21 protein-coding genes and 3 pseudogenes are annotated in these 26,419 nt (G+C 44.4%); 7 read left to right on the plus strand and 17 right to left on the minus strand.

Annotated elements, in window-relative coordinates; all coding sequences use genetic code 11:
- Positions 1-73 precede the first annotated feature (73 nt).
- A complete protein-coding gene (locus FTU87_RS02245; RefSeq protein WP_180096606.1) occupies positions 74-751 on the plus strand; it encodes a type 1 glutamine amidotransferase domain-containing protein in 678 nt (225 codons plus the stop codon).
- A gap of 97 nt (positions 752-848) precedes the next feature.
- On the opposite strand, the gene aliA is transcribed toward FTU87_RS02245, so the two are convergent.
- From aliA to FTU87_RS02260, 3 genes and pseudogenes are all read right to left on the minus strand, one after another.
- Complete coding sequence (aliA, locus tag FTU87_RS02250; RefSeq protein WP_100535100.1) at positions 849-2,504, minus strand: cyclohexanecarboxylate-CoA ligase; 1,656 nt, start codon at positions 2,502-2,504, stop codon at positions 849-851.
- A gap of 162 nt (positions 2,505-2,666) precedes the next feature.
- Positions 2,667-3,824 (minus strand): cyclohexanecarboxyl-CoA dehydrogenase, encoded by a 1,158-nt coding sequence (gene aliB / locus FTU87_RS02255; RefSeq protein ID WP_180096607.1) that lies wholly within the window; start codon positions 3,822-3,824, stop codon positions 2,667-2,669.
- 12 nt (positions 3,825-3,836) lie between these two features.
- A pseudogene (locus tag FTU87_RS02260) lies at positions 3,837-4,184 on the minus strand (enoyl-CoA hydratase-related protein); the annotation flags it as partial.
- Here FTU87_RS02260 and FTU87_RS02265 point away from each other — a divergent pair.
- A pseudogene (locus FTU87_RS02265) lies at positions 4,179-4,463 on the plus strand (MarR family winged helix-turn-helix transcriptional regulator); the annotation flags it as partial. The pseudogenes FTU87_RS02260 and FTU87_RS02265 overlap by 6 nt on opposite strands.
- 219 nt (positions 4,464-4,682) lie before the next feature.
- Here FTU87_RS02265 and FTU87_RS02270 read toward each other — a convergent pair.
- The 8 genes from FTU87_RS02270 to FTU87_RS02305 all read right to left on the minus strand — a co-directional run bounded on the left by FTU87_RS02270 (position 4,683) and on the right by FTU87_RS02305 (position 14,429).
- Positions 4,683-6,365 carry an AMP-binding protein gene (locus tag FTU87_RS02270; protein ID WP_180096608.1) on the minus strand — a complete coding sequence of 561 codons (1,683 nt, stop codon included), beginning with the start codon at positions 6,363-6,365 and terminating at the stop codon, positions 4,683-4,685.
- A gap of 75 nt (positions 6,366-6,440) precedes the next feature.
- On the minus strand, positions 6,441-7,937 hold the full coding sequence (locus tag FTU87_RS02275) for an NAD(P)/FAD-dependent oxidoreductase (RefSeq protein ID WP_180039951.1): 1,497 nt from the start codon (positions 7,935-7,937) through the stop codon (positions 6,441-6,443).
- Between the two features lie 14 nt (positions 7,938-7,951).
- On the minus strand, positions 7,952-8,791 hold the full coding sequence (locus FTU87_RS02280; protein WP_180039949.1) for an alpha/beta fold hydrolase: 840 nt from the start codon (positions 8,789-8,791) through the stop codon (positions 7,952-7,954).
- Positions 8,792-8,925: 134 nt separating this feature from the next.
- The gene (locus tag FTU87_RS02285; protein ID WP_180096609.1) at positions 8,926-10,728 is read right to left on the minus strand and encodes an acyl-CoA dehydrogenase C-terminal domain-containing protein; all 1,803 of its coding nucleotides are present in this window, start codon (positions 10,726-10,728) and stop codon (positions 8,926-8,928) included.
- Positions 10,729-10,935: 207 nt separating this feature from the next.
- On the minus strand, positions 10,936-11,916 hold the full coding sequence (locus FTU87_RS02290; RefSeq protein ID WP_100328628.1) for a nitronate monooxygenase family protein: 981 nt from the start codon (positions 11,914-11,916) through the stop codon (positions 10,936-10,938).
- Between the two features lie 11 nt (positions 11,917-11,927).
- Positions 11,928-12,716, minus strand: a complete 789-nt coding sequence (locus FTU87_RS02295; RefSeq protein ID WP_180096610.1) for an enoyl-CoA hydratase-related protein — start codon at positions 12,714-12,716, stop codon at positions 11,928-11,930.
- Between the two features lie 37 nt (positions 12,717-12,753).
- The gene (locus tag FTU87_RS02300; protein ID WP_180039941.1) at positions 12,754-13,677 is read right to left on the minus strand and encodes a glyoxylate/hydroxypyruvate reductase A; all 924 of its coding nucleotides are present in this window, start codon (positions 13,675-13,677) and stop codon (positions 12,754-12,756) included.
- A complete protein-coding gene (locus tag FTU87_RS02305; protein ID WP_180039939.1) occupies positions 13,674-14,429 on the minus strand; it encodes a class II aldolase/adducin family protein in 756 nt (251 codons plus the stop codon). Before FTU87_RS02305 ends, FTU87_RS02300 begins: the two co-directional genes overlap by 4 nt.
- 110 nt (positions 14,430-14,539) lie before the next feature.
- Here FTU87_RS02305 and FTU87_RS02310 point away from each other — a divergent pair, with 110 nt between their 5' ends.
- Positions 14,540-14,977, plus strand: a complete 438-nt coding sequence (locus FTU87_RS02310) for a PaaI family thioesterase (RefSeq protein WP_125278511.1) — start codon at positions 14,540-14,542, stop codon at positions 14,975-14,977.
- 119 nt (positions 14,978-15,096) lie between these two features.
- On the opposite strand, the gene FTU87_RS02315 is transcribed toward FTU87_RS02310, so the two are convergent.
- Genes FTU87_RS02315 through FTU87_RS02325 form a run of 3 tightly spaced genes read right to left on the minus strand, consistent with a single transcriptional unit; the run spans position 15,097 to position 18,630 of the window.
- On the minus strand, positions 15,097-16,308 hold the full coding sequence (locus FTU87_RS02315) for a 3-oxoadipyl-CoA thiolase (protein WP_005235695.1): 1,212 nt from the start codon (positions 16,306-16,308) through the stop codon (positions 15,097-15,099).
- Between the two features lie 25 nt (positions 16,309-16,333).
- Positions 16,334-17,854, minus strand: a complete 1,521-nt coding sequence (locus tag FTU87_RS02320; protein ID WP_180096611.1) for a 3-hydroxyacyl-CoA dehydrogenase — start codon at positions 17,852-17,854, stop codon at positions 16,334-16,336.
- Between the two features lie 2 nt (positions 17,855-17,856).
- A complete protein-coding gene (locus FTU87_RS02325) occupies positions 17,857-18,630 on the minus strand; it encodes an enoyl-CoA hydratase (RefSeq protein ID WP_180096612.1) in 774 nt (257 codons plus the stop codon).
- Positions 18,631-19,081: 451 nt separating this feature from the next.
- On the opposite strand from FTU87_RS02325, the gene FTU87_RS02330 reads away from it, so the two are divergent.
- The 3 genes from FTU87_RS02330 to FTU87_RS02340 all read left to right on the plus strand — a co-directional run bounded on the left by FTU87_RS02330 (position 19,082) and on the right by FTU87_RS02340 (position 23,083).
- Positions 19,082-20,380: an MFS transporter gene (locus FTU87_RS02330; protein ID WP_180096613.1), complete on the plus strand. Its 1,299-nt coding sequence runs from the start codon at positions 19,082-19,084 to the stop codon at positions 20,378-20,380.
- Positions 20,381-20,600: 220 nt separating this feature from the next.
- A complete protein-coding gene (locus FTU87_RS02335; protein ID WP_180096614.1) occupies positions 20,601-21,866 on the plus strand; it encodes a DcaP family trimeric outer membrane transporter in 1,266 nt (421 codons plus the stop codon).
- A 17-nt stretch (positions 21,867-21,883) separates the two neighbouring features.
- Positions 21,884-23,083: an MFS transporter gene (locus FTU87_RS02340; protein WP_180096615.1), complete on the plus strand. Its 1,200-nt coding sequence runs from the start codon at positions 21,884-21,886 to the stop codon at positions 23,081-23,083.
- A 24-nt stretch (positions 23,084-23,107) separates the two neighbouring features.
- Here FTU87_RS02340 and FTU87_RS02345 read toward each other — a convergent pair.
- Positions 23,108-24,094: pseudogene (locus FTU87_RS02345) on the minus strand (putative bifunctional diguanylate cyclase/phosphodiesterase); the annotation flags it as partial.
- 64 nt (positions 24,095-24,158) lie between these two features.
- On the opposite strand from FTU87_RS02345, the gene FTU87_RS02350 reads away from it, so the two are divergent.
- Positions 24,159-24,906 (plus strand): IS5 family transposase gene (locus FTU87_RS02350; RefSeq protein WP_373684755.1). Its coding sequence is split into 2 segments (ribosomal slippage): positions 24,159-24,490 and positions 24,489-24,906, totalling 750 coding nucleotides; the frame shifts between segments, so codons are not numbered across the junction.
- A gap of 181 nt (positions 24,907-25,087) precedes the next feature.
- Here the strand turns inward: FTU87_RS02350 and FTU87_RS02355 are convergent.
- The gene (locus FTU87_RS02355) at positions 25,088-25,741 is read right to left on the minus strand and encodes a 3-oxoacid CoA-transferase subunit B (RefSeq protein WP_005170908.1); all 654 of its coding nucleotides are present in this window, start codon (positions 25,739-25,741) and stop codon (positions 25,088-25,090) included.
- Positions 25,741-26,412: a 3-oxoacid CoA-transferase subunit A gene (locus FTU87_RS02360; protein ID WP_005170906.1), complete on the minus strand. Its 672-nt coding sequence runs from the start codon at positions 26,410-26,412 to the stop codon at positions 25,741-25,743. Before FTU87_RS02360 ends, FTU87_RS02355 begins: the two co-directional genes overlap by 1 nt.
- Positions 26,413-26,419: the final 7 nt, after the last annotated feature.

A 26,419-nucleotide genomic window follows, 5' to 3' on the forward strand; every position in this document is an offset into this window, starting at 1 on the left:
TTATTTTCCCTAGACCCTTGTTAAATTAACAGCCGATGAGTCGAATAATTTTAGAACAATTTAGGAAAATCATATGAAAATTCTGATCGTGCTGACCTCACATGACAGCTTGGGCGACACAGGCAAGAAAACCGGTTTCTGGCTGGAAGAACTGGCCGCCCCTTATTATACGTTTGTCGATGCAGGTGCTGAAGTCACCTTGGCCTCTCCCAAAGGTGGCCAGCCACCGTTAGATCCAAAAAGTAATGAAGCGGATGCCCAGACCAAAGCGACCGAGCGTTTTAAATCAGATACCTCAGCGATGCAGGATCTGTCTCAGACCCGAAAGCTGAGTGAAGTTTCGATTGCCGATTTTGATGCGGTATTTTATCCGGGTGGTCATGGACCCTTATGGGATCTGGCCGAAGACAGAGATTCAATTGCGCTGATCGAGCAAAGTTTACAGGCCAATAAACCGGTGGCTTTGGTCTGTCATGCACCCGGTGTGCTACGACATGTAAAAGGCCATAATGGTCAGCCGCTGGTCAAAGGCAAGTCCGTGACCGGTTTTAGTAATAGCGAAGAAGATGCGGTTGGCTTGACGGATATTGTACCTTTTCTGGTGGAAGACATGCTGAAAGAACATGGCAGCCAATACTCTAAAGCGGAGGATTGGCAGGTGCATGTCCAGCAAGATGGTTTATTGATTACGGGACAAAATCCGGCATCTTCTGCTGCAACCGCAAAAGCCTTACTGAAATTCGCGAAATAACAGCTAAACGCCCTCTTAATCGTTGATGTCTAAATGGAATAAAACCAATAAACTCCTGAATGGATTTTTCAGGAGTTTATGTTGAGAGAAATGAGATTTAACTGGCGGAAGCAATATGTTGAGCCAGCAGTTCCCGAAGTTTAAATTTCTGGATTTTCCCGGATGGGGTCATCGGAATTTCTTCCCAGACCTCTAAACGTTCCGGAATATACTGGATTGCCAGATTATGGGCTTTCAGGAAATCGACCAGATCCTTTAATGCCATGTGCGGCGCACCTTCTTTCAGCTTCACAATGGCACAGGCTTTTTCACCCAGTCGTTCATCTGCATAAGGAATTAAGGCCACGGTTGCCACATCTGGATGCAGATAGATCAAAGATTCAACTTCGGCCACCGGAATATTTTCACCACCGCGAATAACCACATCTTTTTTACGCCCGGCAATCCGGATATAACCCTGCTCATCTACATAAGCAATATCACCGGTATCAAACCAGTCATCCTCACTGGTTTCGTTTAAATGTGGGCGTTTCAGATAACCACCAAAATTCGAACAGCTCCGGATCATTAGCGTGCCGGATTGATGTGGTGCCAATTCCTCGCCATCATCGCCTACCACTTTGACTTCAACGCCAGGCAGCGGCAGACCGTCAGTATTAAATGAACGCTCATCATCATCTTCCGGACGAGTTGTAGTCACCGCACCACACTCGGTCATCCCCCAAGCGGAAATCACTTTCACACCGATGTTTTGACGTGCTTTTTGCACCAGCGTGCTTGGAATAGGTGCACCGGCACACAGGAATATTTTCAGACTATCTAAAGATTTGTGACTATTGAGTACCGCTTCAGACAAGTCATTTAAAAATGGTGTCGAAGCCATAGTGAAAGTCGCCTGATGCTTATGCATCAGCTCGATGGCCGTATTGACCTCCCAGACATCCAGCAATACCGCTTTGGCTTTTAACAGCACAGGCATAATCAGGCCATACATAAAACCGGTTTGATGCGCCATCGGTGATCCCATGAAAATCACATCATTCTGGTTTAAATGCAAACGCTTGGCATAAGGCACGATATTGGAAAATAAGGTATTCGCAGTATGCATCACCCCTTTGGGTTCGCCAGTGGTACCGGAGGTAAACACCAGTTGAGCAATATCATCAGCTGTGATGGTGACATCATTCAGGGTATTCAGGATTTGTGGATCTTGATCCAGTCCGTGGTTAAGCAATAAGTTTTCAAAACTGTTCTCGCCTTCACCACCGACGACAATAATCTGTTCCAGGCTCTCAATATTTTTCTGTAATTGATCGGCCAGTTTTTCATGGTCAAACTTACGAAATACTTTCGGTACGATAAAGACCTTACTTTCCGTATGTTTCAGCATGAATGAAAGCTCACGCTCTCGGAAAATCGGCATCAGCGGATTCAGGATGGCACCAATCCGGCGACACGCAATATACAATAGCGTAAACTCCCACCAATTGGGTAACTGGCAAGAAACGATATCCTGTTTCTGCACGCCTAAACGCTTCAGTCCCAAAGAGATTTTATTGGCTGTATGCAGCATTTCCCGGTAGCTAAAGCTTGTTTCAGACTGATCTTCAGTTTTATAACTGACCAAGGCCACTTTATCAGGATGTTGATGTACAGCTTCATTCAATGATTGAAGAATGGTCTTATTTAACCAATAACCTTGTTGCAACATTTTTTCCCGGCGTGGGGGTAAAAGAACCGCATCGAAATCCATTCCATAACTCCAATTTTATCATTATCTACCTGTTCTTTTGGTCAGACCGAACACTAGTCATCAACTCAAACATTGCAGATCTAAATTCTGCGATGCAGATGACACAAAATTCTATTTGAATCATCTGCACGATTGATCACGCACCCACATGATCTGTTTACATCAGGTAGGAACGGCTTTACGTCCGGCCTTTTTACGCGCAATAATGGTTTTCATGATCTGAGCTGTTCCGTCACCAATCTGGAAGCCCAGTACATCTCGCATACGCTGTTCCATTACACCACGGTCATAACCAGCATGACCAAAGGTCAGTAAACATTGATGAATCACATCATAGGCCAGTTTTGGCCCCCACCATTTACACATGCCAGCTTCAGAGGTATGCGGCAAATGGTTGTCTTTGAGCCATAAGGTTTGCAGACAGAGTAAACGCGCGGCTTCAACCTGGGTTTCATATTCGGCCAGGGGATGTGACACCCCTTGAAATGCGCTAAGTGGCTGACCAAAAGCTTCACGCTGTGCTGCATATTCCCAGGATTCATCCAGACTGACACGTGCCACGGCTAAAACCTGCAAACCAATCAGGGCACGTGAAAAGTCAAAACCTTGCATGACTTGCACAAAACCTTTGTTTTCATCACCCAGACGGTGATTAACCGGAACACGAACATTATCAAAGAAAATTGAACCGCGACCAATCGCACGCTGCCCATGACAGTCAAAACGTGTGGTACTAATGCCTGGTAAATTCATCGGTACCAGTAAAGCCGTTACGCCATGTGCACCATCTTCAATTGAACCGGTACGACCGAACACCACCGACGCATCGGCCTGATCTGCCGCAGAAATGGACGTCTTTTCGCCATTAATGACATATTCATCACCATCACGTTCGATTTTTAAACGTAAATTGGCTGCATCTGAACCGCCACGTGGCTCGGTCAGTGCGATTGAAAAAATGGCTTCACCCGCGGTCAGTTTTCTGAGCCAAGGCTCAACCACGTCCGGTTGGCCATGTTCTGCCAGAATCTGACCATTTAAAGAAGCCAGCAAATTAATGTAGGAGAAACTTAAATCTGCTTTGGCCACCGCTTCATGAATCACCCCCGCAGCCAGACGTCCCATGCCTTGGCCGCCGTATTGTTCTGGAAGTTCCGGTGCAATAAAGCCCATCTCCCCCATTTTCTTGACCAGCTCGCGGTCAAAGACGCGGCTTTGATCACGCTCTAAAAAACCGGGAGCAATATATTTTTGTGCAAACTTTTCAACGGTTTCAGCTAAGAATTCTAAATCTTCGGTGATATAAGGATTTTTTGACATGATCTATGCTCCTTATTTATAAAATTTACGGAATTCAGGCTGACGTTTTTCTTTGAGTGCATTCACGCCTTCACGTGATTCTTCGGTGTCGTAATACAGTTTCAGTGCATACATGCCCATGCCGGCAATCCCCGCCTGATGTGCGGTATCCATATTGAAGCTACGTTTGGCAATGGCGATGGCTGTCGGACTACGCCGACAGATTTCTTCGGCCCAAGCCTGTACTTCAGCATCAAGTTGATCGGCGGGTACACATTTATTGGCAAGACCCATTGCAACCGCTTCTTGGCCCGTATAGCGACGGCACATATACCAGATTTCACGGGCTTTTTTCTCACCGACTACACGTGCTAAATGGGCGTGAGTCGGCAAAACCTGGACGCAGTATTAAAACGTCTGGAACGTGATGGTCTGGTAGAGCGGGTCATTAGTGAACAGGACCGCCGCGCTAAAATTGTTGCGCTGACGGCTGAAGGCTTGGAAACATGGGACAACTTGCAAGCTGATTTCTTTGATTTTTATGGTCAAGCCTTAAATAAGCTGGCCTTTGATGATGTGATTACCCTGATTCATCTGCTCAATAAAGTAAATGATGGTTTAAAAAGTATTCATCTGCATAAAGAAACAGATCAGGAATAAACAAATAGAAATACAACTTTAATTGATGAATATAAAAAAAGAGCCTGTATTCAGGCTCTTTTTTTGAAGTTGAAATTATGCCTTTTGTGGATCGTATTGGCGGTCTTTAATGAAAATCCCGGACACTGCTCCACATAAGAAATAGGCACCGCCCATAATCAGGAAGCCTAGGCCAATTGAACCACCACTTTTTTTAAATCTAATGCATTAGATCATTCCTTAGCAGGCTTTTGCACTCGACTGAACAGTACGAGGCAACTCACGGCGTAGAATTTTACCTACCGCAGACTTTGGTAATCCAGGCACAAACTCAATATATTTGGGCAGTTTATAACTGGTCAGTTGCTGCTTTAGATAAGTCAAGACTTCATCTTGGGTGAGGCTGGCATCCTGTTTCACAATGAATGCCTTGGGTACCTGTCCAGATTTTTCATCATCAATACCAATCACTGCACATTCCAGTATTTTAGGATGTTTGGACAGTACGCCTTCCAGCTCATTGGGATAAACATTAAATCCGGACACCAGAATCATGTCTTTTTTGCGATCCAGAATGGTGATATAGCCTTGCTCATCCATACAACCGATATCACCTGTCAAGAAGAATCCATCTTTGGTAAATACCTGTGCTGTTGCTTCGGGTTGCTGCCAGTATCCTTTCATCACCTGTGGACCACGTATGGCTATTTCTCCAGCCTGATTAAGCTCTACAGGTTTTCCTTCATCATTCAGAATCAGAATTTCAGTTCCTGCCAATGGCAAGCCAATCGTGCCACTAAATCGCCGGCTTAAAGGCGGGTTAAAAGTTGCAGTTGGTGAGGTTTCAGAAAGTCCGTAGCCTTCATAAATCTGGCAGCCTGTGACCTCATGCCATAACTCTGCCGTATTTTTCAGAATAGATGCCCCTCCGCCCGTTGTAGTTTTCAGGCGTGAATGATCCAGCTCACGGAAACGTGAATGATGGGCCAAGGCATTAAACATGGTATTCACACCCGGAAAAACGGTCGGTGGATGTTTCTGGTATTGATCCACCAAAGCATCCAGATCTCTCGGATTTGGAATCAAGACATTGGCAAAACCACGGCTTAAACCATAACTGAACAGGCAGATGGTAAATCCATAAATGTGATACAGTGGCAAAGCACAGAATACATATTCATTTTCAGCGGCATAGCGGTCACCAAAATGGCTGATAAATACGGTACTGTTTTGGGCAATATTAAATAGAATATTACGGTGACTCAGTTCAGCACCTTTAGAAACACCTGTGGTTCCTCCCGTGTATTGCAGAATGACCGTATCTTCCTGATGCTGTACAGGCGGTTCAAACTCAATAATCTCTACCTGATTTATTGCCTGTTTAAAGTCAGAAAACTGTTTATCTGGATATTGTGCTGCCTGACTATAAATAGCACTTGGCTGCTCTTGAATAAAATCCAGCGGATGCGTCGAAATGACATATTTGAGTTCAGGACATTCATCTAGTGCTGTTAATTGCTCTAAAGTCTGTCCCAGGATAATCAAGGCTTCTGCACCTGAATCCTGTAGTTGATGATAGAGCTCGCGCTGGGTGTACATGGGATTGACATTGACCAGCACATAACCCGCACGAATAATGGCAAAAGTAGCAATTGGATATTGAATAATATTAGGCAGCATCACCGCAATACGGCTGCCAGCAGTCAGCCCAAGGCTCTGTAAATAGCTTGCCAGTTTCTGGCTATACACATCGATATCGTGATAGCTGAATTTACGATCCAGATAGATAAATGCGGTTTTATCCTGAAATTTTACCAAATTCTCAGCAATTGTCGTGCTCAGGGTTTTCTCAGGATCTGGCCGGGTAAACTCCGGATTGATATTCCACTTTTTATATTCTTCCATCCATGGCTGACTGCTCATGACTATACTCCTATCCTGGATTTACATTTATTTTGTATCATTTAAACCATAAGATTTTGATTTTAATTAAATATTTTAAACCACTTTCTGCTGTCTCGATTCAACATACTGGTAGTGATAACCGCTACGAATAAAATGCTGATTTTTATCCCTAAATGAATGAGCATAATCCGGCCAGACCAAAGTCAGCTTGCGACTGACCGGGTCCAGATACCAGCTTTTACAGCTTTCCGATAACCAGACACTACCTTGGGAAAGCTGCTGTAGCTCCTGCATATAGCTATTTTCAGCATTCTGATCCGCTTCAAAGACCTGAATCTGTTCCTGCTCAAAAAACTGCAAGGCATCTAGAATCAAATCAAACTGGGTTTCCAGAAAATAAAGCGCTGAATTATGCCCACTTCCGGTGTTGGGACCATTCAGGATAAACAAGTTTGGAAAGTTGTGTACGGTCGTTGACTGATAACCCTGCATACCGCTGGACCATTGCTGTTCCAGACTTAAACCCTGTTTACCGACTACCTTTGCGGCATAGGGTGGACGCGCCGCTTCAAATCCGGTGGCAAATACGATGATATCTGCAAAAAATCTATTTCCATCCTGACTTAATACCCCGTCTTTCGTAACTTCTGCCAATGCTGAGTCTTCAAGTGTGACATTTGGTTTTAGAAAAGTCGGATAATAATCATTAGAAAGCAATAAGCGCTTACAACCAGGTTCATAATCCGGCGTAAGTTTGCGCTGTAATTCAGGATCTGAAATCTGATGTTTTAAGAATTGCAGGCAGTTTTTCTTGACCCGCTCAATCTGGCTTTTCAGATTACGGCGCTGGGCAAAATTGTATTCATTACCCCAAAACAAGGAATGTCTTAAGGTTGACATACTGTCCGGATCTTTGCGGAAAAGCTGTTTTTCTGACTCAGAATAAGGTCGGTCTGGTCGCGGCAAAATATACGGTGCACTGCGTTGCAAAACTGTCAGATTTTTTGCTATTTTGGCAATTTCCGGTACAAGCTGGATAGCAGAAGCGCCTGAACCTACGACAACCACGCGCTGATTATCCAGATTAACTTCGTGATTCCAACGTGCAGAATGCATCACCTGACCTTGAAATTCTTCCAGTCCTGGAATTTGCGGAAGATGTTCATCTGCCAGATGCCCGGTTGCTGTAATTAAAAATTCCGCTTCATAAACACCTTTAGAGGTCTGAATATTCCAGCTACGTTTTTCGGTATTCCAGCTAGCTTTTTCCAGTTGAGTCTGAAAATCGATATGTGGCCGAATATTTTCCTGATCGCAGCATTGAATCAAATAACGCTGAATTTCTGCCCCTTGCGGAAAGACACGAGACCAGTTGGGATTTTTAATGAAAGAGAAAGAATATAAATGTGACGGTACATCACAGGCGACGCCGGGATAGGTATTATCACGCCAAGTTCCGCCCACTTCTGCGGCACGTTCAATGATTTTAAAATCGTGAATGCCCTGCTGTTTAAGACGGATCGCCATTCCTAGGCCACCAAAACCGCTGCCTACAATTAAAATCTTGCTGCGCTGTCCTTGAGCTTGCATTATTTTTCTCCTTTTTAAGGCATCATGGGCTGGATTTTTTGATTCGCTGGATACTGTTCTGGATGCTGGCTAAACTGGTTGATCAATTGCACCACTTCCGCTGGTGCTTCAATATGAATTGCATGTCCTGAAGAAATTTCGATATAGCGGCTGTTCTGAATCGAAGCAAAGAGTAATTTTGCTTGGGCTAAAGGCACCATACGGTCTTCACGGCAAGCCACAATCAAAGTCTCCGCAGAAATATCCGGCAGGATGGCAGTGATATCAATGCGATAATTCAGTTCACGCTGTTTGGCTGCATCTTGGGAAAGCTTTACAAAGCGTGCCAGATCGAGCACCTGTTTTTCAGAACGGGCTGACAGATAGTCATCGCTATACAGGCAATAATTCACAAAATGTGGCAATGCCGCAGATTGATCATTAAATAACTGTTGCCAGATCGTGGTCCGTAGTTGTTGCACCGAACTGGTTTTTGCCCAACCGGCCAACAGGATTAAACGTGCTACACGCTGTTTGAGACTCGCGGCTACTTGTGCAGCAATTACGGCACCGAGTGAATAACCCACCACAGTAATCGCTTCATCAGCTGCTACTGCATGCTGGATCAGTGCTTCAACTTGCTGACTAAAATCAGTCACTGCCAGATCGGTTTTATCTGGAGTATGTAAATCAATTGATAAAACCCGCTGATGAATACCGAGCATGGGGAAAATATAGCTGAAATGCTTGTCGGTATTTCCACCCGTACCATGAATCAGAATAATGGTGGGATATAAGGATTTCTGTCCAACTTCATGATAAGGCAGTTGTAGATCACCATAAGGACATTGTCGAGTAATCGTGTCTAAATCCATATAGACTCCTGATCTTGTTGTTTTATGGCCGATGCAATACTGAAAAGTACCCATCGATATTGAATATTGTGCAGGATAAAAAAGTAGAAATTTAAAAAGACCCACGATCGAGAGATTGATCGTGGGTAAAAGGATTAATCGAATTTAAACTCTTCTGGTGCAAGCAAGAACAGGCTCTCACCACCGGCCTGAATATTGGCAACGTGAGTTGAAGTTCTTGGCAAAACACGTGCAAAGAAGAATTGTGCCGTTTTGATCTTCGCTGCATAGAAGGGATCAGTATTGCCTTCTTCAATTTTTTGCTGCGCCGTAATTGCCATTTTCAGCCATAAATATGAAGACACTACATAACCAGAGAAATATAGGTAATCGACAGATGCCGCACCGATTTCATTGGCAGACTGTTGTGCCTGGGCCTGAATGGTTTTGGTTAATTCTAACCATTGCTCAGTCAGCTGGCTCACTTGTGCAACCTGCTGGTTAAACTGGGCATGTTGCTGATGCTCTTTCACAAAACCTTGAATTTCATCAGTTAAGGCAGTCAACAAACCTAATTTCGAACCCAGCACTTTACGCGCCAGTAAATCGATTGATTGAATTTCAGTGGTGCCTTCATAGAGGCTGGCAATACGTGCATCACGAGCAATCTGTTCCATGCCATGTTCAGCAATGTAACCGTGACCACCAAAGACCTGCATACCGTGTTTAGCTGCTTCTACACCTGTTTCGGTCATTAAGGCTTTGGCAATTGGGGTTAATAATGCCAGACGGTCTTCTGCGGCTTTTTTCTCTTCAGGATTATCTGTTGCTTCAGCAATATCAGCATAAGTCGCCAGATAATAAGCCAAGGCACGTGAACCTTCTGCAAATACCTTTTGAGTCAGTAGCATATTACGCACTGCTGGATGCACAATGATTGGATCTGCAGGCAGGTTTGGCTCTTTCGCACCTTCTAGTGAACGCATCGCCAGACGATCTTTGGCATAAGCCAGTGCACCCTGATAAGAAGATTCAGCTGCAGCCAAACCTTGAATGGCTGTACCAATTCGCGCAGAGTTCATGAAGGTAAACATGCAGTTCAAGCCGCGGTTTTCAGGCCCGATCAGGAAACCCTTAGCATTGTCAAAATTCAGTACACAGGTCGCATTGCCATGAATACCCATCTTGTGTTCAATCGCGCTACACACCACGCCATTGCGAGAAGCCACATTTCCAGCTTCATCCAGATTGTATTTAGGCACGATAAATAGTGAAATACCTTTGGTGCCGGCAGGCGCATCCGGTAAACGTGCTAATACAATATGCACGATATTTTCAGCCAGGTCATGTTCACCTGCAGAAATAAAGATTTTCTCACCGCTAATGCTATAGCTGCCATCTTCATTTGGCACCGCTTTAGTACGGATCAGGCCCAGATCAGAACCGGCATGTGATTCAGTTAAACACATGGTTCCGGTCCAGCGACCTGCAATTAAAGGTACCAGGAATTTCTGTTTCTGTTCGTCGCTACCATGATGCTCTAAGGTACGCATCGCACCATGAGACAGTCCTGGATACATGCCCCAAGACCAGTTGGTCGCGGTAATAATTTCTGAAATGGCAATACGGTATAAAGTCGGGAAGCCTTGGCCACCATATTTTTCATCACCAGTTAATGAGGTAAAGCCAAGTTCTACATATTTGTCATAAGCAGCTTTAAAACCATCCGGTGTAGTTACGACGCCATCTTGCAAACGGCAGCCCTGCTGGTCGCCTGTGGCATTAATTGGTAGAAGTTCGTTTTGGCAAAAGTCCGCAGCGACTTCCAGATATTGTTCCATAATATCCATAGAAACTTTGTCTGCGAACTTTGCATAGCCTTCGTATTTCTGTTCAACATTGAGCAGATCTTTCAGGACAAACTTCATGTCTTTTAATGGCGCAATATAATTTCTCATCGTAATTCCCTTGTATGAGTTCTAATTTGTGTATTTATGACAATTAATTTCATAATACGAAATTATGTTTTAGGTCAAATATAATATAAGTTCATGGATAAAATCTAGTCATGACATAAAAAATCACATTTAAAAAATTAAAACTTTGGTATAAAAAAGCCATTCGGTAATGAATGGCTTTTTATTAAATGATCAAAATAAATCGATCTAGCGCGGGAAAAACTGAGCCAAACGTTGCTGAACTATCTGTTCTGCTTCTTGCATGATATTGTCAATCAGCGTTTGACAGGTTGGAATGTCATGGATCAACCCCATCACTTGACCTGCAGTCAGTACACCAGCATCTATATCACCATTTTCCAAAGCCAGCTTGCCTTTTAAGCCACTGACATAAGGGCGAATCTGCTCAAATTCCAGATTTGGATTTTCACTCATTTTAACGACGAGATCAGATACGGTATTCTTCGCAACACGGGCCGTATTCCTGAACTGACGATAAAGCAGATGCGTTGCCCGTTCATCATTATCGACATAAAACTGCTTAATGTTTGGATGGATCGGCGCTTCCTGAGTAGCACAAAAGCGTGTCCCCATATTGATGCCTTCAGCACCTAAAGCAAGTGCTGCCACCAGACCGCGTCCATCAGCAAAACCGCCACTGGCCACAATCGGTACAGTAAGTTGATCAGCGGCTGCAGGAATCAGGATTAACCCAGGAATATCATCTTCACCCGGATGACCAGCACATTCAAAACCATCAATCGAGATCACATCCGCACCGATTCTTTGTGCTGAAAGTGCATGACGGACCGAGGTACATTTATGAATCACGATGATGCCGTGTTGTTTAAAGGCTTCAATATGTTCATGCGGCTTGTTGCCTGCCGTTTCTACTATCTTGATCCCACTTTCAATAATGGCCTGTCGATATTCAGCATACGGCGGTGGGTTTACAGCGGGTAATAAAGTCAGATTCACCGCAAAAGGCTGATCGGTCATTTCTTGGCAACGTGCAATTTCCTTGGTCAGCGCTTCAGGTGTGGGCTGAGTCAATGCAGTCAGTGTTCCCAAGCCACCCGCATTGGAGACTGCACTGGCCATTTCTGCGGTACCGACCCACATCATGCCGCCTTGAATAATCGGATAGCGAATGCCTAAAAGCTCGGTAATACGTGTTTGAATGTTCATGAATGCTCTCCTTAGCGTCCGGTAAATTGTGCGGGGCGTTTTTCGACAAAGGCCTGCACACCTTCTTTGTAGTCTTGGCTACTCAAGGCCAAGTATTGCAGATTTTGTTCAAGCTCCAGTTGCTGATCCATGCTATTTTCAGCACTGCGTTGCAAAGCCTGTTTGGTTAAGGCCAGTGCATAGGTCGGCTGTTGTGCCAGTCGCTGTGCCAGTTCATCGATATAAGCATCAAATTCTGCATCAGGGATCATTTTCCAGATCATGCCCATTTCAGCTGCTTCTTTGGCATGCACAGGTTCACCGAGTAAGGTTAATGCCATAGCGCGTGCATAACCAATTAAACGCGGCAACATCCAGGTACCGCCGGCATCGGGAATTAAGCCAATTTTTGAAAAGGCTTGAATAAATTTGGCACTTTCCTTGGCAATGACCAGATCGCAAGCCAGTGCGATATTGGCCCCTGCACCGGCAGCCACACCATTTACCGCTGCAATCACCGGTTTGGGACTTTTACGAATCAGATTAATCAAAGGATTATAATATTTGGCTAGCGAACCTTCGGGAGGCAAAGGTACATTGCCGAGCTGTCCGGCACGTTCTTTTAAATCCTGTCCTGCTGAAAATGCCCGGCCATTACCCCGAATCACAATCACCCGAATACCTGAATCCGTATTCCAGCTTTTCAGTACTTGCTGGACTTCCTCATGCATTTGCCGGTTGAAACTATTCAGTGAATCTGGACGGTTAAAACTTAAAGTCGCGACGCCTTGCTGAATCTGGGTTTGAATCATTTCCCACATCATCAATTTCCTTATTTTTTTGTCTGTATCCCTACAATTAATAGCCTTTATTGACATCCACTTGATGACACAAATCCAGGCCTTGATTTAAGCGGCGGTCATTTTCCAGAATCTGCTCTACCACCACAGACATTGGGGCATGTGAGGCAACATGTGGTGTCACCACAATTTTTTCATGCTGCCAGAATGGATGGTCAGCAGGTAATGGTTCCTGCTCAAAGACATCAACAATTGCACCACGCAGATGACTAGAATCCAGTGCATTCAATAAATCCTGTTCAATTAAATGCTGGCCACGCCCGACATGAATCAAAGCTGCCTGTTCAGGTAGTTGCTGAAATAATTCAGCAGAAAGAATCCCGGCATTTTCTTCGGTGAGTGGTAGCAGGTTAATTAGAATCTGACTTTGAGCCAGGAACTCGGAAAGTTGTTCTTGGCCCACATAACTTTTAACTTGATTAATATCTTTTGGGGAATTCGACCAACCAGAGACTTGATAGCCCATGTCAGCAAAGCGTTCTGCTACGTATCCGCCCATATGCCCCAGTCCCATAATCCCGACCTGGATATGATGGCTATAGCTTTGGCGATACTGCTTCCATAGCTGCTGCTTTTGCTGCTGGATCATGCGGTCAAAATAACGCTGAAAATACAGCACGCCCCAAAGCAGATAATCAAACATGCCTTTTTGATGATGCGGATCCAGTACCCGGCAAACGGCTTGATCCGGGCGTACAGCATTTAAGTTTAAATGTTCTACCCCAGCAGCAATCGAATGAATCAGGCCAAGCTTTGGTAGCTGCTGCACTTTTTCCAGATCTGGAAACCAGGCAGCAACTGTGGTTGCCTGTTCAGCTTCAGGGCTGTCCACTGTACAGAAACTTCCAGCAGGCGCATATTTTTGAAAAGACTTGACCAGAATGGCTTCAATATTTGGTACAGAACTGGAAATAACAATCATGATGCATACTCCGTATATTGATGCTCAATCAGGGACAAAGCGGCCTGCCAGGCACGCTGTAAAATCGGTTCAATAAGAGGACTGGCGAACTGCTTAGCTGTTTTAATTCGGACTTCTTCTGCTGGATAATGCAATTCAGCACCGCCACTTAAGGCCTTGACCTGTGCCTGACAGGCGCGTTCCAGGAAATAGATTTCATGAAAAGCTCGTGCAATGGTTTCCCCAGCCGTTAACAGGCCATGATTACGTAAAATCATGGCGCGATGGCTGCCTAAGTCCTGAATCAGACGCTCCTGCTCATCAGTTGAAAGCGCAACGCCTTCATATTCGTGATAGGCCACATGCTGATAAAACTTCATGGCGTGCTGGGAAATTGGGAGAAGTCCATGTTTCTGTGCAGAAACAGCAATTCCATCCGCGGTATGCGTATGAATGACACAGTTCAGATGAGGATGTGTTTCATGAATTGCAGAGTGAATCACGAATCCCGCCATATTGACTGGCTTGTCTTGTTCATAGCTTTCTACCACTTGCCCTTCATGATTAATCTTTACCAGCGTTGAGGCACGCATTTTTTCAAATGCGACACCATATTGATTAATCAGAAAGCAGTCTGGTTGATCTGGGACTCTTAAACTGATGTGGGTATCAATCAAGTCGGTCATCCGATAATGCGCAATAATGCGATAAAGCGCAGCCAGTTCACAGCGTGCCTGCCATTCAGCAGCTGTAACGAGATTTTTTATTGTCATCATTCCATCCTGGAAAAATATAGCATTTCGATCACTATCTGTTATATCATAATTTTAGAAAAACAGAATATTATTTCATAAAGCGAAATATTTTATTAAAGGGAAGCTATATGACTACAGCACAAATGAATGGACTTGAATATCTAACCGCAATTAAAAATGGCGAATTACCTGGCTCAGCGATGGGACAACTCATTCCCATGAAACTCAGTGTAGTCCGTGAAAACTATGTGGAATATGAAGTTTATCCAGATGAACGTCATTTCAACCTGCAAGGTGGTATTCATGGTGGATTCTGCGCCACTGTTCTGGACAGCGTAACCGGTGCAGCAGTGCATACCACAGTTGATGCTGGCGTGAGTTTTTCCACTATTGACCTGAACGTCAAAATGCTCAAAGCCATGAAAAATGGTGAAACTTATACTGCCATTGGTGAAGTAATCCGGATCGGACGCAATGTGCTAACCTCAGAAGGACGAATTGTCGATAAAGACGGTAAAATTTATGCTTTTGGCTCCGCAACTTTATTGGTCACTAGCCGTAAATAATCCTTAAGCTGATTAAATTAATCCCTGCACTTGCAGGGATTTTTATTTCTATATAAATAGCCAATAAAAAATGCCATGCATATCATCTATACATGGCATTAATACGATGACTAAAGCTGTTATGCAGCTTCAGGGTTTTCAATCACCATCGCCAGGCCTTGACCCAGACCGATACACAGACTGATCACAGCATATTTTTTACCAGTACGCTGTAATTGACGCGCAACGGTTAAGGCCAAACGCGCCCCTGAACAGCCCAATGGATGGCCAATCGCAATACCACCACCGTTTGGATTCACACGCGGATCATCAAAAGCCACATCCAGACCTTTCAGGCAAGATAATACCTGGCTAGCAAATGCTTCATTGATCTCGATAATGTCCATATCATCTAGCGTCAAACCCGCACGTTTTACGGCTTTTTTGATCGCTTCAATTGGACCCGCACCCATGATGCGTGGCTCAATGCCAGCGGCTGCAGAAGACAGGATACGTGCTAAAGGTTTTAAACCATACTGTTCCTGAACTTTTTCACTGCCGATAATCAGTGCTGCAGCGCCGTCATTGATACCTGATGCATTACCTGCAGTCACAACACCACCTTCGAAAAGCGGTTTTAACTTGGATAATGCTTCAAATGTCGAAGATGGACGTGGATGTTCATCTTCAGTCACTAATTTAGGCGGTAATTTACGCCCTTGTGAAACTTCAATCGGGGTAATTTCACCCTCAAAGAAACCTGCTTCTTTTGCAGCTTGATATTTCGCTTGTGATGCAGCAGCAAAAGTATCTGCCTGTTCACGCGTAATGCCAAACTCTTCAGCGACGTTATCACCTGTTTCTGGCATGCTGTGCGCGCCAAACTGATCGGTGAATTTACGGTTCGGGAAACGTGTACCAATGGTGGTGTCATAAATTTTGGCATCACGTGAATACGCACTTTCAGCTTTACCCATTACAAACGGTGCACGCGTCATGCTTTCTACACCACCTGCAATATACAGTTCGCCTTCACCTGCGGTAATGGCACGTGCTGAATCGATCACAGCACCCAGGCCTGAAGCACAAAGACGGTTTACAGTTTGACCTGGAACGGTCACTGGCATACCTGCAAGCAATGCTGCAAAACGAGCCACATTACGGCTGTCTTCACCGGCTTGGTTGGTGCTACCAAAGATCACATCTTCTACATCTGCTGCCGGAATACCGGTTTTTTCTAGCAGATTTTTAATGACTGTTGCTGCCAGATCATCTGGACGTACAGTTGCCAGGCTTCCTGCATGGCGACCGATTGGAGAACGTAAACCATCATAAATATAGGCATTTAACATGAGTGTTATTCCTTTAACTTTTTAATTAATGTGTAGTATGAACAAGAGGTAAACCGAGCTGAACGCGGCGGCGCAACCAAGGACTTGGACGGTAACGCTGGTCACGAGTAATCGCAGTCATGCGGTCTAAAATTTTCAGAATTTTTTCAGCGCCTAATACATCGCCCCATTCAATTGGGCCGTATGGATAACCAAGGCCTAATTTCACGGCAACATTAATGTCTTCTACGGTTGCTACACCTTGCTGGGCGATATCACAGCCAAGATTCACAATCATAGCCAAAGCACGTTGGGCCACAAAGCCGACGCTTTCCTGAATTGTGCTCGCGGTCACACCATCCAGATTGAAAATCGATTGTGCTGCATGAACCAGTTCAGCTTTGGTCACAAACGTTGGCATCAAAGTACGGTGTTTATTTAAGCCGTAAAGCAGATCAATGCAGACTACTTGCTGCGGAGACACTTGATAACGGACTGCGGCTGAAGTGGCATCTTCACCATAAGTCGCAATTAAAATTAAAGCATCTGCTGAAGGTGCGTCAGTCTGCTCGATCTGGATGTTGAACTGCTGTAGATATTGCTCAAGCGCTTGACGGTCTTCGCTATATTCTGTACCTAGCCAAACCGATGGATATTGATCCAGTTTTTCAACCAGTGTTGGAGCGACATCACCTACTTTGCTACCCGAGGTATAATCATAAAAACCTTTACCAGTTTTACGGCCTAATTGTTTGGCAATAAAACGCTGGCGGGTAATCACACTTGGGCGGTAACGCGCTTCTTCATAATATTGGTGATAAATCGATTCACTTACTGGATGCGATACATCCATGCCGGTCAGATCGCCTAACTCGAATGGTCCCATCTTGAAACCGATCCCGTCACGGTAAATACGGTCAATGTCATAAAATGGCGTGACATTTTCATTTAGAATCGCATACGCTTCACTACCAAAAGCACGGCCAGCATGGTTGATAATAAACCCTGGGGTATCTTTGGCTTTTACCGGGCGATGTCCCATTTTCGTAGATAACTGAGTGAGCGCATCCACAATATCAGCACGGGTATTAAAGCCTTCAATGACCTCAACCACTTTCATCAGTGGAACCGGGTTAAAGAAGTGATAACCGGCAACGCGTTCCGGCTGACTGCAATTGGCAGCAATCGCACTGATTGACAGTGAAGATGTATTGGATGCCAGAATTGCTTCCGGTTTTACGATACCTTCCAGTTGCTGCATCAGTTTTTGCTTGATTTCCAGATTTTCAATAATCGCTTCAACGATTAAATCGCAATCTTTCAGGTCTTCGATCTGATGAGCAATGGATAAATGAGCAAGATCTTCAGCAGCTTTTTCATGGCTGAATTTACCTTTATCAGCCAGGGTATTTAATGTTTTAGCCAGCTTTTCCTGTGCCTGTTCAGCAGCACCCGCTTTGGCATCAAACAACACCACATCATGGCCGGACTGAATTGCGATCTGGGCAATGCCTGCACCCATGGTACCTACGCCAATAATACCGATTTTCTGAATTTGAATGCTCATGCTTATCGTCCCTGATAATTTGGTTTACGTTTTTCAATAAAGGCTTGCATACCTTCTTTTTGATCTTCTGAAGAGAACAGCATCTGGAAGGATTTACGTTCTAGCATTAAGCCGGCATTGAGTGGCACATCTTCAGCCAGTAAAGCCACTTCCTTGATTTGTTCAAGCGCGATTGGCGGCATTTTTGCCAAACCTTCAGCCATATTGATTGCTGTTGCAAGGGTTTCGCTGTCTTCAGTTACTTGAGACACCAGGCCAATCTGATAAGCTTCTGGCGCAGGAACCAGGCAACCCGTCATGATGATACGCATCGCATGGAATTTACCCACGGCACGGAATAAACGCTGTGTACCACCAGCACCTGGCATCACCCCTACTTTGACTTCAGGTTGACCGAACTGGGCACTTTTTCCGGCAATGATAATGTCTGCATGCATTGCCAGTTCACAGCCACCACCCAATGCATAACCGTTTACTGCTGCAATCACCGGCTTTGAACACTGTGCAATGGCTTGCCAGTAACGCTCAGTACGACGCTGCATCATCTGGATAGTTTCTGCATTGGCTAATTCTTTAAGGTCAGCACCTGCAGCAAAATCGGTTTCACCACCAGTGAGAATAATGGCACGGATATTTTCATCGTCATTCAATTGCAGAAAAGCCGCAGCCAGTTTCTGACGTACTTCTGTATTCAGGGCATTTTTAGCTTCTGGACGATGGATCTTGACCATCGCCACATGTGTCGAGATTTGCTCTACTTGAACTACCTGTTCCATTAAAATCTCCATTTATTTTGTATAGCGAAATTTTATTTTATATAAAACTACGGTTTCTAAGGGCATAAATCAAGGATTTTTAACTCCAAAATTCAAAAAAGTTATTTTTTACTAAAAATAGAGTAAAAACTCTTGTTCAGTTGGTTATTTTATGATTAATTGATTTCGCAATACGGAATTAATTATTTAAGGCTAAATTTGGCTATTCATTTAAGTAATTATTAACCTTATAGCGAAACTAAAAATTAATTTACGTAATAAAGATACTTCGTCGTTCAATGATTTTTTACCCGTATAGGACTGAAAAATCAGATTTAACCTGATTGTTGAGTTGGCTGAACCGAACAGAAACGGACACTTTAGATCAGGAAAAACACTTTTCCGAGAGGAAGAAAAATGGATTTAGCGGTAGCAGAGGAAATGCTACTTTTAATTTATAGAGGATATAAGAATGACAAGCGATACCATCGTAGCTGAGGAAACTAAAACGGGAGTCTCCTCCGACGGCACTGTCAAACAGGCACCTAAACGCCTGTGGATGACAGCCTTTGTCTTTGCTTTTTTGATTTTACTATGTGACGGTGCAGACATTGGTATTCTGGCTTTTAGTTTGACCAGTCTGAAAGCGGAATGGGGATTGACTTCTGTACAGGCTGGCACCTTGGGAAGTTATTCTCTTTTGGGTATGGGAATTGGTGGCTTTGTCGGTGGATGGGCCTGTGACAAGTTCGGTCGCGTACGTGTCATCGTATTAGCAACCATCTCCTTCTCAATTTTATCTGCCTATTCAGGTTTTGCTCAGTCTTATACCGAATTCTCAATTCTACGTACCCTTTCTTGCTTGGGTTTAGGCTGTTTATATATTGCCTGTAATACCCTGATGTCAGAATACGTACCGACTAAATACCGTACCACCGTACTGGCAACATTAATGACCGGTTTCACTTTAGGTTCTCTGGTCATCACCATGCTTTCAGGCTGGATTATTCCTGAATTCGGCTGGCGTATGCTGTACTGGATCACGATTGCTCCATTGGCTTTAGGTATCCTCATGCATTTCATGGTACCAGAACCAGAGTCATGGAAACGTGTCCGTGAAATGAAAAGAACTGGTCAGATCGTGGATAATGATGCCAAAAAAGGCAATCCATATATCACCATTCTTAAAGATAAAACCCATGGCAAGATGTTCATCCTTTGGTCTTTCAGCTCCGGGTTCCTGCTATTCGGTTACTTCGGTGTAAGTAACTGGTTGCCAAGTTATCTTGAAGCTGAACTAGGCATCAAGTTTAAAGAAATGGCGTTATACATGGTAGGTACCTTTATCACCATGATGTTCGCCAAAATCATTGCAGGCTATGTGGCTGACAAAATTGGTCGCCGTATCGTATTTGCTTTCGGCACCATGGGAACAGCGCTATTTATTCCTGTCGTAGTGTATATGCATACCGCCGATAACATTGGCGTTCTCATGCTGATCTTCGGCTTCCTGTATGGTATTCCTTATGCCATTAATGCAACGTATTTAACTGAAAGCTTCCCGACTGGCGTTCGTGGTACTGCCGTAGGCGGTGCGTTCAACATTGGCCGTATCGGTGCGATCTTCGCGCCAATTACCATTGGCTATCTGGCGATGCAAGGTTCGATTGGTACAGGCTTGATGGTGATGGGTGCAGCATACTTCCTGTGCGGCTTGATTCCAGCCCTGTTTATTAAAGACCGTTTATACGATCCGCAAAAAGCAGAATAAGTTTTAAATCAGGAGAGCTGTGTATTTACGGCTCTCCTGAATCCAAATTTCATGACTTTAATATCGAATCCATATGCTTTGATCTGATCAGGATGTGTCGGGTTGAACTGATCGCGTATTCACTATTTAAAAGTCAAAATTTCTGCATTTAGCAATAAGAGCAACGACAAGGAAAGATTTTCCTTTTTAGATATCAGAAAATTTCTTTAGGGATTAAGAAATGAAAAAATTAGTTTTAGCGACACTATGTGGCATTGCTTCAGCACAGACATTTTCAGCAGAAGCATCTGAAGACCGGATGCAGTTTTTAGAATCACAGTTAAAGCAAATCCAGGCCGAACTGGAACAGCAAAAAGCAGCGCAACTTGCCTTAAAGAACCAGCAGGAAGAAGCCAAAGCACAAGACTCTAAAACCTTGAGTTCGATGGTGGATAATGTCGATGTTTATGGCTTGATCCGTCTTGATGGTGCGATTGACTTTAAGAGTACTACCAAAGATCGTGGCCGTACCATTAACCAAATTAATAAAGATCTTGTTGATTCAGGCTCTGTACGTTCCGATTTTACTGCAGCAGCCAGCCGTATCGGTTTCCTGGCCAAAGATCTAGGTGGCAATCCTAATGTTTCAGCTCGTTTAGAAGCTGACTTCTGGACCGGCAATGGTAAAGGTGACGGTGGATTACGTGTTCGTCATGCCCATTTAAAATATTATAACTGGACTTTTGGTCAGGCCTGGTCATTAATGTCGACACCGGAAATTAGTACTGAAGCTGTCGACTACAGTTTATTGCTAGGTGGATCAGTTCTACGTACGCCTCAAGTCAGCTATGCTTTCAAACTTGATCCGGAAAATACCTGGAATGTCGGTCTGGAGTACATGGCCGGTGGTGATCGTTCTTCTGCCTTGCCTGCTTTAACCACTAAATATGTTCATCAATCAGGTCCGCTGCATGTATTAGCTCAAGGCTTTGTCAATCAAAAGCAGGCGCAAACTGATACAGCGGGTGATATCGACAAAGTAGGTTGGGGTGTGGGTCTAGGTGGCCGCTACCGTTTCGATGATCAAAACTCGATCCAGGGTAACTATTTCCATATGGTCGGTGACCAACGTATTGCAGCCTTTTTAATCCAAGGTTCAACTGCTGATGGTTCAGCTTTGGGTGGAGACTATTCTGTCGATCCAACAAACAATGAACTTTTACTGAATGAGTTTAATAGTCTAAATATCGGCTTCACGCATAAATTCACACCAAAACTGCGTAGTAGCATTAATGCCAGCATTGTTGATTTTGATGATTCTAGTGATTATGCACGTGCAAATCCCGCAACCAATAAACGTTTAACGGATTATGTTGCTAACGTGATTTATTCTCCAGTGCCAAATATCAATCTGGGTGCTGAATATCATCAAGGCAAGCGTGAAACTTTTGATAATCAAGAAGCAGACGTTTCTCGTGTAAATTTATCAGCGACTTATAGTTTCTAAAGCCTTAGGAGACAAGGATGTCAGCCCAAGGGCAAATTTCAAGAAAATTTATGTTTATGATGGCTATGACCTGCGCACTTTGCGCGGGTTGTAACTATTTTAATCAGCCACTAATTTATTCGATTGCCCAGGACTTAAATATAAGTGTGGCGCAGTCTGGCTGGACAGTGGTCCTGACTCAGATTGGCTATGCAGCCGGTCTGTTTTTGTTTGTGCCTCTGGGTGATTTATTTGAAAAGCGTTTATATATCTGTAGCCTGATGTGCTGTACCGGCCTGGCACTGATCGGACTGTCTGCCAGCAGTAATTTGCAGATGCTGTATGGCTTTACCCTGCTTGCCTCATTTTGTTCTATTAGCACCCAGATTCTGATTCCTTTTGCTGCCAACCTGTCTCAGCGAGAAAAAAGTTCTGAAGTGGTCGGTCTGCTGATGAGTGGTGTATTGGTCGGCATCCTGTTTGCCCGAACTGTATCAGGAATGATTTCTACCTTATGGTCCTGGCATGCCGTGTACTTATTAAGTGGTTGCGCCATTTTACTTTTAAGTATTGCGATGTGGTATCAGTTACCCAAAGCGAAAAGCCAGTTACAGATGAGCATTTTACAGATCTATTATTCCTTATTTACCTTTGCCAAGACCGAACCGATGTTGATGCGACGGAGTCTTATCGGCGGTCTGGGTTTTGGAATGCTGAGCATCATTTTTACCACCATGACTTTTATTCTGGCAGAAGCACCCTACCATTTTAATGACTTCCAGATTGGTCTGATGGGCGTCGTGGGGGTAATCGGGATCTGGTCTTCACAATGGACGGGGAAAATGATTGGCCGCCATCGGGAGAAGTGGCTGGCACAGCTCGCGACAGCTGGACTGATTTTGGCCTGGATTCCTCTGGCTTTTGCACAGCGCAGTTTATGGTTATATATTCTGGGCCTGATGATTGCCTATTTTGGCATTTCATCTTTACATGTACTCAACCAGAATCTGGTCTATCGGCTTTCAGTCCAAGCCCGCTCGCGTATTAATGCCATCTACATGACCTGTTATTTTTCTGGTGCCGGGCTTGGTGCATTTCTGTCTTTAAGTTTATGGAAAATCTATGGCTGGCCGGCCTGTGTAGCACTCGGTTTTCTATTTGCCTTGCTGATGTTTGTAATTAATTATTATGACCTGAATCAAAAACACAATTTGGTGAATATCCAGCCCAGACCTTAATCACTGTACTTTCACCTTGAATTTTTAATTTCTTTGCGGATGATCAGATTCCATGGATAAATAAAGAGGCTTTAATTCAGTTAAAGGCGCAGGTTTCGCATAAAAAAAGCCTTGTAGTAAATCACAGCCTTGTTGATAAAGTAATTGGGCTTGATTCAAGGTTTCCACACCTTCAGCCACAACATCTAAATCAAGCTGATGGGCCAGATGAATGATGGATTGAACAATTGCAGCATTCTGATCATCCAGTGTCAGTTCCTCGATAAAACTCCGATCTAGCTTGATCTGGTTGATCGGCAGGCGCCGTAGATAACTCAGGCTTGAATAGCCGGTCCCAAAGTCATCAATCGCGACTTGAACACCTAAAGCACGTACCGTTTTCAAAATTTCAATGGTGCGATCTGCGCCATTAATAATCACCCCTTCGGTAATCTCAATTTTGAGCAGTTCCGGAGGCAATTGACTGCTTGCAAGGACATGTTTAAGTATTTGCAGGAAACCTGCCCTGCGGAATTGGAGCGGAGAAATATTGACCGATACGGTGATCTGACGATTGTGCTGCTTGTTCCATGCAGCAATATCTACGCAGGCTTTTTCCAGAACCCACTGGCCTACACCGATAATTTGCCCTGTTCGTTCTGCAAGCGGAATGAAAACCGCAGGAGAAATATAACCCTGCTGCGGGTGCTGCCAGCGAATCAGAGCTTCTACGCCAGTCACCTGACCATTTGCAGGATTAATAATCGGTTGATAGAAAAGATTAAACTGTTTCTGGTTGATCGCTTGCATCAGTTCCATACGCAGATTTGCATAATCTATTTCTGGTGCAGGTTTCATATTGGTTTTTTCATACCATTGCCAGATATTTCGGCCTTGTCTTTTGGCTTCCTGCATCGCCAGAACAGACTGATAAATCAGCTCAGAAGAATGCTGAATCGAACTGTCATCTGCAACAATACCAATACTGGCACTTAAATGAATCTTGTATTCATCCACGATAAAAAGCTGGGACTAAACAATTAGGGCGTGTCATCAATTAGCTTGAGGAAAACCGCCTTGTCCCCATTATACTTTTATGACTAAACGCTATGCATTAAAAGATGAGCAGTGGGAACAGATTAAAGATCTGTTACCTGGACGAATGGGTACTGTTGGAGTAACGGCCAAAGATAACCGACTATTTGTTGAAGCGGTATTGTATCGGTATCGTTCAGGTATCCCGTGGCGAGACTTACCCGAACGCTTTGGTGATTTTAGAGTCGTGCATACTCGTTTTAGTCGTTGGGCTAAAACAGGTGTGTGGCAGAGAGTCTTTGAAGTACTGTCACATGACAGTGATAATGAATATGCCATGTTAGACTCCACCATTGTACGTGCTCATCAACACAGCGCTGGGGGGAAAAAATCAGGCGATTGGACGCAGTAAAGGGGGCTTAAGCACCAAAATTCATGCCCGTACTGATGCTTTAGGCAACCCAACAGGATTTTATCTCACTGATGGGCAGGTCCATGACTTAAACGGTTCAGATGTGTTGCTGGACTTATCGTTGAGCCAGACCTGGCTTATGGATAAAGCCTACAACTCCAGGGATCGAGTCATTGATCCAATTTTAGAGGCGAAGGGTCAAGTTGTGATGCCAGCGAAAAGTAATTCTATTGATCAGCGTGATTATGATCGAAATCTCTACAAGGCAAGACATCTGATCGAGAACTTTTTTGCCAAGCTCAAGCAGTATCGTGCTATTGCCACACGCTATGATAAATTGGCTCAAAACTTCTTATCAGCGATCTACCTGGCTTCAACAATCATTTGGCTTAATTGATGACACGCCCTAGCAAAAATTTGTATTTATATCTTCAAATTGCGTAAAGATCGGCCTTATTCCAGATATTCAAAATCTATATGTAATACTCAGCATTTAAACATGCGTAAATCGCAGCCTAAGCTACGATTTACAAGTTACAGGCATACTGTAATTTATACAAGGTGAAGCTCTGCGCTGTCTACTGCTGCCGATGATCCAGCAATTTACATCCGGTCTGCTGTTGCAGTTCCTCAAAGCTTAACCCCTCCACCATCTCAATGACCCGGGCCTGCTGGTCTTTGAGCTCAATCACACACAAATCGGTATAAATACGGTTTACACAGTGCTTGCCGGTAATCGGATAAGTCAGCTCTTCAACAATTTTGGCTGCACCGTTTTTGGTGACATGTTCCATACAGACATAAACACAACGGGCACCGACGGCCAGATCCATGGCGCCGCCTACGGCAGGTACAGCAGCGGCATTACCGGTATGCCAGTTGGCCAGATCACCATTAATCGCCACTTGAAAGGCCCCCATGACGCAAATATCCAGATGCCCACCGCGCATGATATCGAAGGAATCTGCAGAGTTCATAAAACTGCCGCCTTCCAGCATGCTCACCAGTTCCTTGCCGGCATTAATCAGGTCATCATCTGCCTGTTCAGGATCATTCAAGGCCGCAAAACCCAAAACACCATTTTCAGAGTGCAGGATCACGTTCTGTTCCGGTTTTAAATGACCTGCCACACGGGTCGGTAAACCGATGCCCAGATTGACAAAAGAACCGCTTGGAATATCTTGCGCGACTTTTGCCACAATCTGTTCACGAGTACGTTTTTGAATAGTCATTATTTGATATCTCCGACCTGAACCACATGCTGTACAAAAATGCCCGGCGTTACGATAATCTCTGGATCAAGATCTCCCAGCTCCACAATCTGATGTACCTGAGCGATAGTGGTTGTCGCCGCTTTGGCCATGATCGGACCAAAATTACGCGCTGCCTTGCGGTAGGTCAAATTGCCCCAGCGGTCTGCCTGATTGGCATAGATCAAGGCATAATCGGCATGAATCGGATATTCCAGCACATAATCCTTGCCATTAATGTGGCGCGTTTCTTTGCCTTCAGCAATTTTGGTGCCGAAGCCAGTCGGCGTGAAAACTGCCCCTAAGCCGGCACCTGCTGCCTGAATACGGCAGGCCAGATTGCCCTGCGGAACCAGTTCCAGTTCAATTTTTCCAGCCTTGTACAGGTCTTCAAATACAGTAGAGTTATTGGCGCGTGGAAAGGAACAGATCATTTTTTTGACCAGTCCCGATAACAGTAAATTGGTAAGTCCACGATCTCCAGAGGCTGCATTATTATTGATAATGGTTAAATCTTTCGGGCCCAGATCAATCAGTGCTTCGATCAGTTCCACCGGTTGGCCTGCCAGACCGAAACCACTGGTCATAATGTGTGCACCATCAGGAATCTGTTTGAGAACTGTTTCGATATCCTGCGTGATTTTATTCATCATATTGCTT

It is taken from the genome of Acinetobacter sp. YH12156 (assembly GCF_013418235.1).
Classification (GTDB): domain Bacteria; phylum Pseudomonadota; class Gammaproteobacteria; order Pseudomonadales; family Moraxellaceae; genus Acinetobacter; species Acinetobacter pseudolwoffii.